Raw genomic sequence first — 15,185 nt, forward strand, 5'->3', positions numbered from 1 at the left:
GATGGGCGCCGCCGGACGGCGCGGACACGCAGACAAGGAGAGAGCAATGCAGCCAGGTGATATTGTTTTAAGTGTGGCCACCATCCAGGACGACCGCGGCACCAAGGTGCCGCGCGTCTTCATCCGCGCCGGACAATGGCTGAAATGCAAGATATTCAACGGCGCCGAAGCGCCCAGGGTGCCCATCGTCCATGCCGCGATCGCCGTCGGCGGCAACACCGTGATCGAGAGCGTGGGCTCCGGCATCGTCGCCACCAATCTGGCCAACGAGAATCCGCCGCGCTCGGCCATCGTCTACTCCGCGCGCAGTCCGCAGCTGGCCGAAGCCGCCGCGCTGGCGGCGTCGCAGTTCTACAACGACCGCGAGTCCAGCGGCATCACCGGCCGCTACAGCGTCTGGAAGGCCTTCCTGTCCATCTTCAAGAACAATAACGGCGGCGGCGAGCTGACGCGGCGCATCAATGAATCGGTGGCGATAGGCGACAGCTCGTTCTGCTCGCAATTCGTCGCCAACTGCTACGAGATAGGCAATCTCTACAGCAGCGCCAACCTGACGCCGCCGCCGGCGCCGGTGTTCGCGCTGCGGCCGTCGGCGATGACCCCGTACGAACTGGCCGAGTTCTGCGACCAGGCGGGCAGCGACTTCCTGTTCACCGCGTTCTGGCAGGACGGCGTCGAACACGCGCTGTCCTGAGAAACACTCGCTAAGAGCCTGTTTACGATCTTTTTGCGGCATCGGCGGTTTTCTGCCGGATGCAGGGCGCGGAAAACGGCCCGCCGCAGTGTCGTTCACTGCAAGGGACGTTTGACAAAGCCATGCGCCGGCAGAAAACCGTCCCGAAGGGCAGGCCTGCGCTACTCGGAAAAAGAGCGTAAACAGGCTCTAATAGGCGAAGCGCTCGCGCAGCTCCATCAGGTTCAATTCGTCCAGGATGGCCAGCTGGCGCTCGCGGGCGCTGTTCTTGCCCTTGCCGGTCTTCTTGGCGATGATCAGCTCGTTCTTCATCGAGTGCTCCCAGCCGACCAGCTCGGTGACGGTCAGCTGATAGCCGCGCGCCTCCAGTTGCAGGCAGCGCAACACATTGGTCAGCTGGCTGCCGAACTCGCGGGTGTGTATCGGATGGCGCCACAGCTCGGACAGCGGCGTCTTGCCGAAGGTCTCGTTCTTCTTCTGGCGCAACACCGACGCCACCTCGGCCTGGCAGCACGGCACCAGCACGATGTACTGGGCGTCCTTGGCCAGCGCGAAGCGGATCGCGTCGTCGGTGGCGGTGTTGCAGGCGTGCAATGCGGTGATGACGTCAACCTGCTCCGGCAGCTCGGTCGAGGTAATCGACTGCTCCACCGACAGATTGAGGAAGCCCATGCGGCCGAAGCCGAGGCGGTCGGCGAGCTCGCGCGACTTGTCCACCAGCTCCTGCCGCGTCTCGACGCCGTAGACGTGGCCGGCGGCCTTGTCCTTCAGGAACAGGTCGTACAGGATGAAGCCGAGATAGGACTTGCCGGCGCCGTGGTCGGCCAGCGTCATCGCGCCCTTCTTCTCCAGCACGTCGGCCATCAACGGTTCGATGAACTGGTACAGGTGGTAGACCTGCTTCAGCTTGCGGCGGGTATCCTGGTTGATCTTGCCGTCGCGGGTCAGGATATGCAGCTCTTTGAGCAATTCCAGCGATTGCTGCGGTTTGATTTCGGGAATCAGGCTCATGGCGGCCTCCTGCAAAAACAATGCGCGATTGTAGCAGAGCGGCCGCCGAGTTCCGCTTAAGGCTTGATCACTTCCTGCTCGACCACGGTCTCCAGTATCCAGCGCAGCGACGACGCGTCGGCCGGCGGATTGTCTACCTTCACTTCCTTGATCCGCAGCCGGTAGGCGACGCCGGACTCGGGCTTGAAGCCCTCGATCTCGCCGTAGTGCAGTTCCCACGGCTGGGCCTTGTCGGCGCGCACCTGCAGGCATTGCATCGGCGCGACGCCGACGCAGGCCTTGCGATCCGGCGCGACGTAGATCAGCTTGATCTCGCCTTGCGGCTGACGCTCGAAGCTCAGCGCGTCCTTGCCGTCGGCCAGCCGCAGCCGGTCGCCGTCCAGGCTGACGTCCATGCCGGCCTCCAGTTGATGGATCAGCCTCGCGTCGCGCTGCATCGCCTCCGGCGGGCACATCATCAGCGTCGACGCCAACCGCTCGGCGCGCAGCTTGCCGTCCTCGACCGCGGCCGGGCCGAACATGCCGTTGCAGCCGGCCTTGGCGAACAATCGGCCCTGGTCTATCCGCAGCAGAATGGCCTGCTCGCCGGCGCCGGTCTGCTTCCATTCGCCTTGCAACTGGGCCAGCGTCGGCGCCGGAGCGGAACGGAGCGGGGCGGAGGGGCTGGCGCAGCCGGCCAGCAGGGCGGCGCCGAGCGCCAGCAGGGTCAAGCGAAAGGACATTGCGGATTCCTGAATAAACAAGCTATGACGCGGCGGCGACGCACAGGTTCCTTCAATCGACGAACCGCGACATGGCAAAACGCCCGCCTGCGGCGGGCGTTCCACGCGAAAGACCGGCCTCAGTGCGCCGCGCTCTTCAGCAGATCCTCCACCACCTTCTTGGCGTCGCCGAACACCATCATGGTTTTATCCATGTAAAACAACTCGTTGTCCAGCCCGGCATAGCCGGCGTTCATCGAGCGCTTGACCACCACCACATTGCGCGCCTTGTGCGCTTCCAGGATGGGCATGCCGTAGATCGGACTCTGCTTGTCCTTCTGCGCCGCCGGGTTGACCACGTCGTTGGCGCCTATCACCAGCACCACGTCGGTGGTGGAGAAATCGGCGTTGATCTCCTCCATCTCCAGCACCTGCTCGTACGGCACCTCGGCCTCGGCCAGCAGCACGTTCATATGGCCCGGCATCCGTCCGGCCACCGGGTGGATGGCGTAGCGGACCTTGACGCCCTGCTCGTGCAGCAGCTCGGCGAACTCCTGCAGCGCGTGCTGGGCGCGCGACACCGCCAGGCCGTAGCCGGGCACGATCACCACCTGGTCGGCGTTGCCCATCAGGAAGGCGGCGTCCTCGGCGCTGCCGCTCTTGTAGGACTTCGCCGGCCCGGCGTCCGCCGCGCCGCCGGCCGCCGCCTCGGCGCCGAAGCCGCCGAGCAGCACGCTGACGATGGAACGGTTCATCGCCTTGCACATGATGTAGGACAGGATGGCGCCGGACGCGCCGACGCAGGCGCCGGCGATGATCAGCACCGGATTGTCCAGCGTGAAGCCGATGCCGGCCGCCGCCCAGCCCGAATAGCTGTTCAGCATCGACACCACCACCGGCATGTCGGCGCCGCCTATCGGAATGATCAGCGTCACGCCCAGGACCAGCGCCACCGCCAGCATCGCCAGGAAGGCGGCCTGGCTGCCCGTCAGGAAGTAGGCGACGCCGAAGCCGACCATCGTCAGCGCCAGCAGCAGATTCAGCGGGTGCTGGCCGGCGAAGCTGACCGCGCGGGCGCCGAAGCGGCCGGACAGCTTGCCGTAGGCGATCACCGAGGCGGTGAAGGTGATCGCGCCGATGAAGGCGCCGATGAACAGCTCCACCTTCTGCGCCGGCGTGTGCTCGACGCCGGCGTGGAAGATCGCCGCCACCGCGATCAGCACCGCCGACAGGCCCACCAGCGAGTGCATCGCCGCCACCAGCTCGGGCATGCCGGTCATTTCCACCGTGCGCGCCTTCCAGGCGCCGACGACGGCGCCGGCGGCGACCGCGCCGGCGATCAGCGCCAGCACCGGCTTGTCGACGACCATCAGCGTGGTCAGCACCGCGACCGCCATGCCGACGATGCCGTACAGATTGCCGCGCCGCGCCGAGGCCGGACTGGACAGGCCCTTCAGCGCCAGGATGAACAACACCGCGGCGACGAGGTAAAGAACAGCCGAAACGTTCTGCATCGTCATCCCCTGTTTTTCTTCTTGAACATGTCCAGCATCCGCTGGGTGACCAGGAAACCGCCGAAAATATTGATGCTGGCGAGGAAGACGGCGATGGCGCCGAGCACCGAGGTGACGGTGATCTGTTGGCCGCCTATGTCCACCACCTGCAGCATCGCGCCGACGACGATGATGCCGGAGATGGCGTTGGTGACCGCCATCAGCGGCGTGTGCAGCGCCGGCGTGACGTTCCACACCACGTGGTAGCCAACGAAGACCGCCAGCACGAAGATGGTCAGGCTGGTGATGAAGGGATCAACCATGATGCGGCTCCTTGTCTTGGTCGGCGGCGGCGGGACTGGCGGCGGCGCCGAAGCGCTGCTCGCCCTGGTGCGTGATCAGCGTGGCGGCCAGCAAGTCGTCGGCCAGGTCCAGCGTCAGGCCGTCCGGCCCCAGCAGCAGGCCCAGGAAGGTATGGAGATTGCGCGCATACAGGCTGGACGCGTCGGCCGCCAGCATCGCCGGCAGATTGAGCAGGCCCACCAGGTGCACGCCGTTGTCGGACAAGCAGGCCTCGCCGGCGCGGGTCAGCTCGCAATTGCCGCCGGCCTCGGCCGCCAGGTCGACGATGACCGAGCCGGCCCGCATGCCGGCCACCGCGGCGGCGTCCAGCAGCCGCGGCGCCGGCTTGCCGGGAATCAAGGCGGTCGCGATCACGATGTCGGCGGCGGCGGCGCGGCGGGCCAGCAGCTCGTTCTGCCGCGCCAGGAACTCCGCCGTCATCTCGCGGGCGTAGACGCCGGCGTTGGCCGCCTTCTCCTCGTCCGTCATCGGCACCTCGACGAACTTGGCACCCAGCGACTCCACCTGCTCGCGGGTGGCCGGACGCACATCGTAGGCCTCCACCACCGCGCCCAGCCGCTTGGCGGTGGCGATGGCCTGCAGGCCGGCGACGCCGACGCCCAGCACCAGCACCCGGGCCGCCTTCACCGTGCCGGCGGCCGTCATCAGCATCGGCATGAAACGCGGGTAGAACTGGCAGGCCAGCAGCACCGCCTTGTAGCCGGCGATATTGTTCTGGCTGGACAGCGCGTCCATGCTCTGCGCGCGGGTGGTGCGCGGCAACAGCTCCAGCGCGAAGGCCGACACGCCCTGCGCCGCCAGCTGCGGCAACAGCGGATTGTGATGCGGCGAGAGCATGCCGATCAGCGCGGCGCCGGCGCGCATCGCCTCGATGTCGGCGGCTTCCGGCGTGCGCACGCACAAGACCACGTCGGCGCCGGCCAGCAAATCCTGCCGCGACTCGACGATGGCGGCGCCGGCGGCGGCGTAGGCCGCGTCGGGAATGGCGGCGGCCAGGCCGGCGCCGCGCTCGACGCCGACGGCGTGGCCGGCGCCGACCAGCTTGCCCACGGTATCGGGCGTGGCCGCCACGCGGCGTTCGCCGGCCAGCCGTTCGGCTGGTATGACTATCTGCATCGCTGCGATCTCCTGCAAAAGAAGGGGGAAATCGGGGTCCGGAACGTTCGCGCCAAACCTTCGAACGATCGTTTGAAAACTATTAAAAGCATGCGCCCACCCATTATGCAAGGCATATATTGACTACCGTATATCGTCCTACAAGCATGATTCAACCGGGAAAACGGACATGTCATAGACATATGCCGCAGCAGCGAACGGATTGCAGCAGAACCGTGTTCCAGCCATGTGACAAGCCGGCTTGTCCTCTCAATCGACGGCTTCGATGAAATTAAGAGTTTTCTGATATTAAAGATCCGACACTAGCGTCGCCCGGATCCGGCTGTAAAGCGGAGCGAGCCGTCATTTGAGCCAGATCAGCTCCGGCTCGCCGGCAAAAGCCGCAGCGGCGCGCCGCTTGGACTTACGCCGAGAATCCGCCGTCTATGTTAAGACTCGCTCCGGTGACGTATCCCGCCTCCGGACCGGCAAGATAGGCGACCAGACCGGCGATTTCATCCGCCCTGCCATAGCGGTCCAGAGCCATCAGGGCCCTCAGCCGCGCGGCGGACTCGCCGTCCGCCGGGTTCATGTCCGTATCGACGGGGCCGGGTTGCACATTGTTCACGGTGATATGGCGCGGCCCCAAATCGCGCGCCATGCCCTTGGTCAAGCCGACCAAGGCGGCCTTGCTCATCGCGTAGACCGCCCCGCCGGCAACCGGGATGCGATCCGCGTTGACGCTGCCGATATTGATGATCCGGCCGCCGTCGCCGATATGGCGCGCGGCCTCCTGGCTGGCGACGAACACGCTGCGCACATTGATCGCCATCGCCCGGTCGAATGCCTCCAGCGGGAGCGCCTCGATCGATCCCCATGGCAAGACGCCGGCATTATTGACCAGGATGTCCAGCCCGCCGAAGCGTTCCACCCCATCGCGCAAAGCCTGTCGCACCGCGGCCTCGTCGGCGCTGTCGGCGCGAATGGCATAGGCCCTGCCCCCCGCCGCGCGGACCTCGTCGGCCAGCGCCTCGGCCTTTTCCACCGACGATGCGTAACTAAAACCGACTGCGGCCCCCTCGGCCGCCAACCGTCTGACAATGGCCGCGCCAATGCCGCGCGAACCACCCTGCACGAATGCGATCTTGCCCTGTAGGAATTTCGTCTTGCTCATATGCCGGCTCCAGATTCCGTCGATCATTGAAACGAGGCGGGCGATGCCTTCCATCCAACCGCATGCCTTCCTCGGCTGTTCACAGCTTGATTGATTCCATCAAATTCATTAAGTTGGAAAATATTCAAACACTCAGTCCAACAAGGAATTAATTGATTGGATCAAAATCACTTTCTCGGCATCCGGGAGTTCGTCGCCATCGCCCAGACCGGCAGTTTCACCGCCGCCGCCGAGATGCTGGGCATCACCGGCTCGGCCCTGAGCAAGCGCATCATGCGGCTGGAAACCCGGCTGGGCAGCAAGCTGTTGCATAGGACCACCCGGAGAGTGAGCCTGAGCAGCCAGGGCGAGGTTTATCTGGCCAGCTGCCTGCGCGCCATCGCCACACTGGAAGATGCGGAGAACTACCTGGATGCCGGGCAGCAGGAACCGGTCGGTCGCGTCCACATCAATCTTCCCGCGGCCTTCGGGCGGCGGCATGTGCTGCCGATACTGCTGGATCTGTCGGCGCGGCACGAAGGCCTGGACCTGTCGATCACCTTCAGCGAGCGCATGGTGGACCTGATCGGCAACGGCATTGACCTGGCCGTGAGGATAGGCAGGCTGACGGACAACGCCGATCTGGTCGCCCGCCAGCTGGGGGAACAGCATTTGCTGATTTGCGGTTCGCCCGCCTATATCGCGCGCAAAGGCATGCCGCATGCCAAGGAAGACCTCTTGCGGCACAATTGCCTGATCGACTGGCGTCGAGGCGCCCGCCATGCCTGGCATCTCAGAAACGCGGCGGGAATCGGCGAAGCTTTCGACATACCGGTGCGGCACGAAGTGGGCGACGGAGAGGCGATTCTGGCCGCGACGTTGGCCGGCCGCGGCCTGGCCCAGCTGCCGACCTGGCTCGCGCACCAGCACTTGCAAAGCGGGGAGCTGATCCCCGTTCTGCATGAGCTGTCCGGCGAGACCATGCCCATCCATGTCGTCTGGCCGCGCACCCATTACATGCATCCCAGGATGAGGACGATTGTCGACACCCTGCTGCGGGCGGCGCAGGCGCCGGGCAGCCGCTGGCGCTGGGATGCGCCCCCCGGGGCGGCTTAAGAACCAGACCGGAACCGGCTCCCAAGCCTGGTTTGGCGCGGCGGCCAAGCTGCATTCCGCAATACTCGGCGGCGATTTGCTCCGCCACGCGCTATCATCGCAGCATCTCCCCCGGATACCCACCATGTCCCGCTCCACCCCTACGCCGCTGCCGGACTTCCGCAACCTCGGCGTGATGCTGCGCATCCTGCTGCTGCCGCTGGCGCTGCTGTTCGCCGCCGGCATCGAGGCGCTGGCCGGACCCGAACCGCTGTGGCGCTGGCTGCAATCGGCGCTGGCGCTGCTGCCCGGCAGCCTGCTGACGCTGGCGCTGCTGGCGCTGGCCGGCCCGTGGCTGGCGCGGCGGCGCCGCGGCGACGTCTGGGCGGTGCTGATCGCCGGCGCCAGCTTCGCGCTGTGCCAGTGGCGGCTGCTGGCCGAGCCCGCCTGGCCGGCGCCGCTGCTGGCGATGCTGGCGGCGGCGGCGTTGCTGCATTACCTGTCGCTGCGGCAGCGCGCGTTGTCCCCGGCGATGGCCGAGGCCCGGCTGGCGGCGCTGCAGGCGCGGATACGGCCGCATTTCCTGTTCAACAGCCTGAACGCCGCCACCGCGTTGATCCGCTCGCGTCCGGAACAGGCCGAGGACGTGCTGGTCAACCTGGCCGAGCTGTTCCGCGCCCAGATGACGGCGCCCGACCGCGCCTCCACGCTGGCGCGGGAAATCGAGCTGGCCAGAATGTATCTGGCGATCGAGGCCGAGCGGCTGGGCCCTCGGCTGCGGACCGCCTGGCGGATAGAGGCGCCGCTGGACGCGGCGCTGCCGCCGCTGGTGCTGCAGCCGCTGGTGGAGAACGCGGTCTACCACGGCGCCGAGCAACTGGCCGGCGAAGTGGAGATCGTCGTCGCCGCCCGGCTGCAGAACGGCCAGCTGGAACTGACGCTGGACAATCCGGCGCCGCAGACGCCGGCGCCCAGCGCCGGCAGCCGGATGGCGCTGTCCAATCTGCGCGAGCGGCTGGCGCTGTTCTTCGACGCCGAGGCCTCGCTGTCCAGCGAGCTGCGCGACGGCCGCTACCGCACGCGGATCCGCCTGCCGTACCGACGAACCGATAGACCGGCGGACGACAGGCTAAACTAGGCTGATCCTCATTAGAAAAGAAAGACGACAGATGGAGAAGAACCGGCTGGAGGCATTCAGCGACGGCGTGATCGCCATCATCATCACCATCATGGTGCTGGAGCTGAAAGTGCCGCACGGCACCGACTGGCAGTCGCTGGCGCCGCTGCTGCCGGTCTTCCTCAGCTACCTGCTCAGCTTCATCTATGTCGGCATCTACTGGAACAACCACCACCACTTCTACCACGCCACCCACCGCGTCGACGGCCGGGTGCTGTGGGCCAATCTGCACCTGCTGTTCTGGATGTCGCTGATTCCCTTCGTCACCGGCTGGATGGGCGAAAACCACTACGCGCCGCTGCCGGTCGCGATGTACGGCGCGGTGCTGCTGATGTGCGCGATCGCCTGGTGGATCATGCAGCAGGCGCTGCTGTGCCTGCCCGGCAACCGCACCCGGCTGTCCGAGGCGCTGGGCGGCGACATCAAGGGCAAGATCTCGCCGCTGTGCTACCTGCTGGCGATCGGCCTCGCCTGGTACCAGACCTGGCTGTCCGGCCTGCTGTACCTGGCGGTGGCGCTGATGTGGCTGGCGCCGGACCGCCGCATCGAGAAGATGCTGTATCCGGACGAAGACGCCTGCTGAGCCAGCATGGCGGCATGGCCGCGAATCGATTAAAATCAGCGTATCAGCCACCATGGAGGGTACGATGTACCAGTCCGAATTCACCCAATTCATCAACGGCTTCCTGGACAAGAACCCGGAAGTGGACAGCGAGCGCCGCGAACTGCGCCTGACGCTGTGGGACCGCAAGCTGGATCTGGACGAGCAGCGCCGCTGGAAGGAATCCAGCGTGGCGCAAAAAGCCTACGTCTACCAGCCGGAATAAGTTCCAAGCAGTCCGCACCCGACGCCCCTCGCGGGCGTTTCGTCATTTTGGAAGCCCGAGTATGACCCGCCACACCGTCGCGCTCAGCAGCGCCCTCTCCGACTACCTGTTCGACATCGCCGTCACCGAGCATCCGGCTCAGCGCGAATTGCGCGAATTCACCGCCGGCCACCGGCTGGCCAAGATGCAGATCTCGCCGGACCAGGGCCAGTTCATGGGCTGGCTGGCCAAGCTGATCGGCGCGCGCCGCTATCTGGAAATCGGCGTGTTCACCGGCTATAGCGCGCTGACCGTGGCGCTGGCGATGCCGGACGACGGCCAGGTGGTCGCCTGCGACGTCAGCGAGGCCTTCACCGCCATCGCCCGCGAATACTGGGCCAAGGCCGGCGTCGCCGACCGCATAGACCTCAGGCTGCAGCCGGCGCTGAACACCTTGCGCGAATTGCTGGCCGACGGCCGGGCCGGCGGCTTCGACCTGGCCTTCATCGACGCCGACAAGCCGGGCTACCGCGACTACTACGAGGCCTGCCTCGAACTGGTGCGTCCCGGCGGCGTCATCGCCATCGACAACATCTTCCTGTCCGGCCGCGTGGTGGCGCCGAAGCCGGAAGATCCGCCCGGCGTGCACCTGGTGCACGCGTTCAACGCCAGCCTGAAGACCGATCCGCGCGTCCACCTGTGCGTGCTGCCGATAGGCGACGGCCTGACCTTGTGCACGCGCCGCTAGTCGGCGCGCACGAACTTTCCCCGTCGTCCGACGGTCTGTAACGTTTTGGCCACAGCGCCGCGCCCCGCGCCGGTGCTATGATGGCCGTTTGTCGACCGAGCCTACCCCGTCACCGTCATGCTGAACCGCCGCCCCCGCCGCCAGATCAACCAGATGAACGTCGTGCCCTATATCGACGTGATGCTGGTGCTGCTGGTGATCTTCATGGTCACCGCCCCGATGTTCACGCCCGGCGTGATCGACGTGCCCAGCGTCTCCGAGGCGCCGGCCATCGACGTGCGCCCGCTGGAAGTCACCGTGGACGCCGCCGGCAAGATCGAGCTGGTCGACGGCGAGCAGAAGAGCCGCGTCGACTCGCTCGACGACCTCGCCAGCCAGCTGCAGGCGATGATAGGCGCCGGCCAGCGGCCGGTGGCCATCTCCGCCGACGCCAATCTCAAATACGCCGACGTGGTGAAGATCGCCGACCGGCTGCACCAGGCCGGGATCAAGCGCGTGGCGCTGACCGTCAAGCAAATCAGCAAGCAATGAGTCCGCAACCGTCCTCCTCGCCGCGTCCCTGGACCTTCGTCGCGTCGGCGCTGTTCCACGCCGGCGTGATCGGCCTGTTGCTGTGGGGCGGCCTGCAGACCACGCCGCCGCCGAGTCCGGCGCCGCTGGCGCTGGAGTTGTGGACCACCGCGCCGCCGCCGCCTCCGGCAGTGACCGCGCCCGTCGCGCCCGCTCCCGCGCCGCAACCGGCCCCGGAACCGAAACCGGTGGCGGCCACGCCGCCCGCCGACGTCAATCTGGGCAAGAAGGACGCGCCCAAGCACGAGACGCCGAAACCGGAAGCCAAGCCGGCGGCCGAGCCGGAGCCGAAAAAGCCCAAGCGCGAGCCCAAGCCGGCCGAGCCGGAGAAAAAGCCGCACGACAAGGCCAAGCCGGCGGAAAAGGCGCAGGAAAAGAAGGACGCCAAGACCCAGACGCCGCCGGCGGCCAAACCCGGCCACAAGACCGCCAAGGCCTATAACAACGACGCCGACGACCTGCTGTCCAGCCTGGACAGCACGCGCACCAGCGGCAAGCCCAACGCGCGCAGCGACCAGGCCGGCAGCAAGCACGGCGTCGCCGGCGGCGCGGTCAACGGCTCCGGCGTCAACGCCGGCTGGATAGACCTGGTCAAGGCCAAGGTGACGCCGCTGGTGCAGGTGCCGCCGGGCCTCTCCGGCAATCCGGCCGCCGTGCTGCGGGTGACGCTGCTGCCGACGCTGGAAGTCAAAGCGGTGCAACTGGTGAAAAGCAGCGGCGTTCCGGCCTATGATGATGCCGTACAGCGCGCGGTCTGGGAGGCCAAGACTTTCCCCAAACTGCCGGCGGGAGCCAACTTCAACGACGGCTACCGCACGTTTACCCTGACGTTCCGTCCGCATTGAGCGGACGCGACAAAGCCCTGAGGAAGCCATGCCGAGTTTGAAAGCCCTGCTGCGGGGCGTGCTGGTGGCGGCGATGCTGGTCGCCGGCAGCGCCCACGCCGAACTGAATATCGAAATCATAGGCGGCGGCGCCAGCCGCCACGCCATCTCCGTGCTGCCGTTCAAGGACGAGGGCCCGACCCAGGGCAATCTGACGCCGGTGATACGCAACGACCTGGCGCTGTCCGGCGCCTTCCGCCTGGTGGACCCGTCGGCCGTCGCCAACGTGCCGTTCGAACCGGCCGACGTGCGCTATCCGCTGTGGCAGGCGGCCGGCGCCCAGTCCATCGCCATCGGCAAGGTGGAAAACGTCGCCGGCGGCCAGATCAAGATCAGCTTCCGGCTGATGGACGTGTCGCAGCACAGGCAGCTGACCGGCGGCGAGTTCACCGTGACGCCGGACCGCAGCCGCCAGGTGGCGCACGCGATCGCCGACATGATCTACGAGGCCATCACCGGCCAGAAGGGCTTCTTCAACACCCGTCTGGCCTATGTGCTGAAGTCCGGCCGCAGTTACTCGCTGCAGATTTCCGACGTCGACGGCCAGCGCAGCCAGACCATTCTGCGCTCGACCGAGCCGATCATCTCGCCGAGCTGGAGCCCGGACGGCCGCTACATCGCCTACGTGTCCTTCGCCAGCCAGAAGCCGGTGGTATGGGTGCAGGATCTGGCCACCGGCCAGCGCCGCGCGGTGGCCAACTTCAAGGGCAGCAACTCGGCCCCGGCCTGGAGCCCCGACGGCGGCAAGCTCGCCGTGGTGCTGACCACCAGCGGCAATTCGCAGATCTATCTGATCAACGCCGCCGGCGGTTCGGCGCGGCGGCTGATGTACAACGGCGCCATCGACACCGAGCCGACCTTCAGCCCGGACGGCTCCATGGTCTACTTCGTGTCCGACCGCAGCGGCGCGCCGCAAATCTACCGGGTGCCGGTCGGCGGCGGCGACGCCCAGCGCGTGACCTGGGAGGGCAATTACAATGTTTCGCCCAAACTGGCGCCGGACGGCAAGACTCTGGCCTATATCCGACGCTCCGCCGGCAATTTCCGTGTGATGTCGCAGGATTTGGCAACTAATGACACTCGTCTATTGTCAGATGGTAGTTACAGCGAACGCCCCAGCTTCGCGCCGAACGGCCGCATGGTGCTGTACTCCAGCGAAGCCGGCGGCAAGAGCGTGCTGTACGCCGCCACAGCCGACGGCAGCAGCAAGGTGAAGCTGGCCGTGCTCAACGGTGATGTTCAGGACCCGGCATGGGGTCCGTTTAATAATCCTTGATCGGGAGCCAATAATGAACTTGAAGCAACTCGTACTCGGCGGCGCAGTCGCCACCCTGCTCGCCGCCTGCGCCAGCACCAAGCCGGCCGAAGCGCCGGCCGCGCCGGTCACCCCGGCTCCGCAAAGCCAGGCGCCGGTCACCGCGCCCAGCACCGAGGGCAATGTGGCGATGGATCCGCTGAACGATCCGAACAGCCCGCTGGCCAAGCGCAGCGTCTACTTCGCCTTCGACTCCTCCGCCGTCGACGGCGAAGGCAAGGCCGTCGTCGCCAATCACTCCGACTACCTGAAGGGCCATGACAAGAAGGTGATCATCCAGGGCAACACCGACTCCCGCGGCAGCCGCGAGTACAACCTGGCGCTGGGCCAGCGCCGCGCCGAAAGCGTCAAGCACGCGATGGAAGTTCTGGGCGTCAAGGACAGCCAGCTCGAAGCGGTCAGCTTCGGCAAGGAAAAACCGAAGGCCTCCGGCAGCTCGGACACCGACTACGCCGAGAACCGCCGCGCCGACATCGTCTACCAGGGCCAGTAAGCGCCTGAGGCGGGCGGCCTCCGTCGCCCGCCATGTCGTTTCGCAGCCGGATGTCGGCCCGAGGCTGCCGTCCGGCGGCCGAAGCGCTATGATATCCGGCTGTCGCCACTCACCGGAAACCCCATGAAACGGATCGCCATCAGTAGCGCCCTCCTGTTGATCCTGACCGGCTGCGCCAGCTCCAGCGACCTGGAGGAAACCCGCCGCCAGCTGGCCCAGGTGAATCAGCAGGCCAGCACCCGCATCGCCGCGGTGGAAACCAAGCTGTCCAACGACAAGCTGCTGGAGATGGTCAACCAGGTCGACACGCTGAAGGCCGAAGTCGCCAAGCTGCGCGGCGACGTCGAAGTGCTGAACTACAATCTGCAAACCACGCAGAAACGCCAGAACGACCTGTACAACGACCTGGACGGCCGCCTCGCCCACCTCGAGGGCGGACCGGGCAAGCAGGACGCCTCGCAGCCAGCCGCCCAGCAGGCCGCCGCCGGCGACAGCCAGGCCGCGCCCGACTACGACAAGGCGCTGAACCTGTTGCGCGCGCGCGACTTCCCGCACGCCATCAACGCGCTGGCGCTGTTCATCCAGCAGAACCCGCAGGCGCCGCAGGCCGCCGAGGCCAGCTACTGGCTGGGCGTCGCCCATACCGCGATGCGCCAGTACGACGCCGCGATCGACATCCATCGCCGCTTCGTCGAACAGTACCCGAACAACCATTTCGCGCCGGACGCCTTGCGCAATATCGGCAACTGCCAGCGCGACCTCGGCCAGATGGACCAGGCGAAGAACACCTTCCGCCGCCTGATCAAGCTGTATCCGAAAACCGACGCGGCGCAAAAGGCCAAGCAGGCGCTGGCCAGAATGTGATCTCCACCGACGCGTGGACGAAAAAAACGCTCCCGGAGGAGCGTTTTTTCTTGGCCGGCGAAAACCAGGCTCAGCCGCGGGACAGCTGGCAGGCCTCGCGGGCGAGTTCGGTGATGCGGTCCCAGTCGCGGGCGGCGATGGCGTCGTCCGGCGTCAGCCAGCTGCCGCCGACGGCCAGCACATTCGGCAATGCCAGGTATTCCGGTGCCTTCTTGATGTCGATGCCGCCGGTCGGGCAGAAGCGCAGGTCGGGGAAGGGGCTGGCCAGCGACTTCAACAGCTTGACGCCGCCGACCGCCTCGGCCGGGAACAGCTTCAGCGTGTTGAAGCCCTCGTCCTGCGCCCACATCGCCTCCGACGGCGTGGCGATGCCGGGAATCAGCGTCAGGCTGGACGCGCGCGCCGCCGAGGCCAGCTCGGCGGAGAAACCGGGGCTGATGCCGAACTGGGCGCCGGCGTCGACCGCCGCCTCCAGCTGGGCGCGGTTGCGCAGCGTGCCGGCGCCGACGATGGCTTCCGGCACTTCGTCGCGCATCCGGCGCATCGCCGCCAGCGCCGCCTTGGTGCGCAGCGTCACTTCCAGCACCCTGATGCCGCCGTTCACCAGCGCGCGGGCCAGGTCCACCGCCACCGCGGCGTCGTTGACGATGATCACCGGAACCACCGGGCCCTGGCGCAGTACAGACAGTGCATCCATTTCCATCTCCTGTTGGCGGACGGCCA

General features: G+C 66.7%; 18 protein-coding genes. 11 read left to right on the forward strand and 7 right to left on the reverse strand.

Annotated features, from left to right (window positions below; all coding sequences use genetic code 11):
* Window positions 1-46 precede the first annotated feature (46 nt).
* Window positions 47-694 carry a hypothetical protein gene (locus CXB49_RS20195; protein ID WP_101710026.1) on the forward strand — a complete coding sequence of 216 codons (648 nt, stop codon included), beginning with the start codon at window positions 47-49 and terminating at the stop codon, window positions 692-694.
* A gap of 189 nt (window positions 695-883) precedes the next feature.
* On the opposite strand, the gene CXB49_RS20200 is transcribed toward CXB49_RS20195, so the two are convergent.
* The 6 genes from CXB49_RS20200 to CXB49_RS20225 all read right to left on the reverse strand — a co-directional run bounded on the left by CXB49_RS20200 (window position 884) and on the right by CXB49_RS20225 (window position 6,585).
* Complete coding sequence (locus CXB49_RS20200; protein ID WP_101710027.1) at window positions 884-1,705, reverse strand: SAM-dependent methyltransferase; 822 nt, start codon at window positions 1,703-1,705, stop codon at window positions 884-886.
* A 56-nt stretch (window positions 1,706-1,761) separates the two neighbouring features.
* Window positions 1,762-2,427: an META and DUF4377 domain-containing protein gene (locus tag CXB49_RS23985; protein WP_199406728.1), complete on the reverse strand. Its 666-nt coding sequence runs from the start codon at window positions 2,425-2,427 to the stop codon at window positions 1,762-1,764.
* Between the two features lie 119 nt (window positions 2,428-2,546).
* Entirely contained in the window at window positions 2,547-3,920 is a 1,374-nt protein-coding gene (locus CXB49_RS20210) for an NAD(P)(+) transhydrogenase (Re/Si-specific) subunit beta (RefSeq protein ID WP_101710028.1), read from the reverse strand.
* 2 nt (window positions 3,921-3,922) lie between these two features.
* Entirely contained in the window at window positions 3,923-4,222 is a 300-nt protein-coding gene (locus CXB49_RS20215; protein WP_101710029.1) for a proton-translocating transhydrogenase family protein, read from the reverse strand.
* Window positions 4,215-5,378 (reverse strand): Re/Si-specific NAD(P)(+) transhydrogenase subunit alpha, encoded by a 1,164-nt coding sequence (locus tag CXB49_RS20220; RefSeq protein ID WP_101710030.1) that lies wholly within the window; start codon window positions 5,376-5,378, stop codon window positions 4,215-4,217. Before CXB49_RS20220 ends, CXB49_RS20215 begins: the two co-directional genes overlap by 8 nt.
* A 403-nt stretch (window positions 5,379-5,781) precedes the next feature.
* Complete coding sequence (locus CXB49_RS20225; protein WP_233492869.1) at window positions 5,782-6,585, reverse strand: 3-oxoacyl-ACP reductase family protein; 804 nt, start codon at window positions 6,583-6,585, stop codon at window positions 5,782-5,784.
* A 102-nt stretch (window positions 6,586-6,687) separates the two neighbouring features.
* Between CXB49_RS20225 and CXB49_RS20230 the strand changes: the two genes are divergently transcribed.
* The 10 genes from CXB49_RS20230 (at window position 6,688) to ybgF (ending at window position 14,462) form a co-directional block, all read left to right on the forward strand.
* Entirely contained in the window at window positions 6,688-7,626 is a 939-nt protein-coding gene (locus CXB49_RS20230) for a LysR family transcriptional regulator (protein WP_101710031.1), read from the forward strand.
* A gap of 124 nt (window positions 7,627-7,750) precedes the next feature.
* On the forward strand, window positions 7,751-8,743 hold the full coding sequence (locus tag CXB49_RS20235) for a sensor histidine kinase (protein WP_101710032.1): 993 nt from the start codon (window positions 7,751-7,753) through the stop codon (window positions 8,741-8,743).
* Window positions 8,744-8,774: 31 nt separating this feature from the next.
* Window positions 8,775-9,365 carry a TMEM175 family protein gene (locus tag CXB49_RS20240; RefSeq protein ID WP_101710033.1) on the forward strand — a complete coding sequence of 197 codons (591 nt, stop codon included), beginning with the start codon at window positions 8,775-8,777 and terminating at the stop codon, window positions 9,363-9,365.
* Between the two features lie 64 nt (window positions 9,366-9,429).
* The gene (locus CXB49_RS20245) at window positions 9,430-9,609 is read left to right on the forward strand and encodes a DUF3460 family protein (RefSeq protein WP_101710034.1); all 180 of its coding nucleotides are present in this window, start codon (window positions 9,430-9,432) and stop codon (window positions 9,607-9,609) included.
* 61 nt (window positions 9,610-9,670) lie between these two features.
* A complete protein-coding gene (locus tag CXB49_RS20250; protein ID WP_101710035.1) occupies window positions 9,671-10,336 on the forward strand; it encodes a class I SAM-dependent methyltransferase in 666 nt (221 codons plus the stop codon).
* A 117-nt stretch (window positions 10,337-10,453) separates the two neighbouring features.
* Window positions 10,454-10,867, forward strand: a complete 414-nt coding sequence (locus CXB49_RS20255; RefSeq protein ID WP_101710036.1) for a biopolymer transporter ExbD — start codon at window positions 10,454-10,456, stop codon at window positions 10,865-10,867.
* Complete coding sequence (locus tag CXB49_RS20260) at window positions 10,864-11,751, forward strand: cell envelope integrity protein TolA (RefSeq protein ID WP_101710037.1); 888 nt, start codon at window positions 10,864-10,866, stop codon at window positions 11,749-11,751. The genes CXB49_RS20255 and CXB49_RS20260 overlap by 4 nt, the downstream gene beginning before the upstream one ends.
* 28 nt (window positions 11,752-11,779) lie before the next feature.
* Window positions 11,780-13,066: a Tol-Pal system beta propeller repeat protein TolB gene (tolB, locus tag CXB49_RS20265; protein WP_101710038.1), complete on the forward strand. Its 1,287-nt coding sequence runs from the start codon at window positions 11,780-11,782 to the stop codon at window positions 13,064-13,066.
* 13 nt (window positions 13,067-13,079) lie between these two features.
* Window positions 13,080-13,598 (forward strand): OmpA family protein, encoded by a 519-nt coding sequence (locus CXB49_RS20270; protein ID WP_101710039.1) that lies wholly within the window; start codon window positions 13,080-13,082, stop codon window positions 13,596-13,598.
* 123 nt (window positions 13,599-13,721) lie between these two features.
* Window positions 13,722-14,462: a tol-pal system protein YbgF gene (gene ybgF, locus CXB49_RS20275; protein ID WP_101710040.1), complete on the forward strand. Its 741-nt coding sequence runs from the start codon at window positions 13,722-13,724 to the stop codon at window positions 14,460-14,462.
* Window positions 14,463-14,532: 70 nt separating this feature from the next.
* On the opposite strand, the gene CXB49_RS20280 is transcribed toward ybgF, so the two are convergent.
* Complete coding sequence (locus tag CXB49_RS20280; RefSeq protein WP_101710041.1) at window positions 14,533-15,159, reverse strand: bifunctional 4-hydroxy-2-oxoglutarate aldolase/2-dehydro-3-deoxy-phosphogluconate aldolase; 627 nt, start codon at window positions 15,157-15,159, stop codon at window positions 14,533-14,535.
* Window positions 15,160-15,185 lie beyond the last annotated feature (26 nt).

The sequence above is a fragment of the Chromobacterium sp. ATCC 53434 genome (genome assembly GCF_002848345.1).
Classification (GTDB): domain Bacteria; phylum Pseudomonadota; class Gammaproteobacteria; order Burkholderiales; family Chromobacteriaceae; genus Chromobacterium.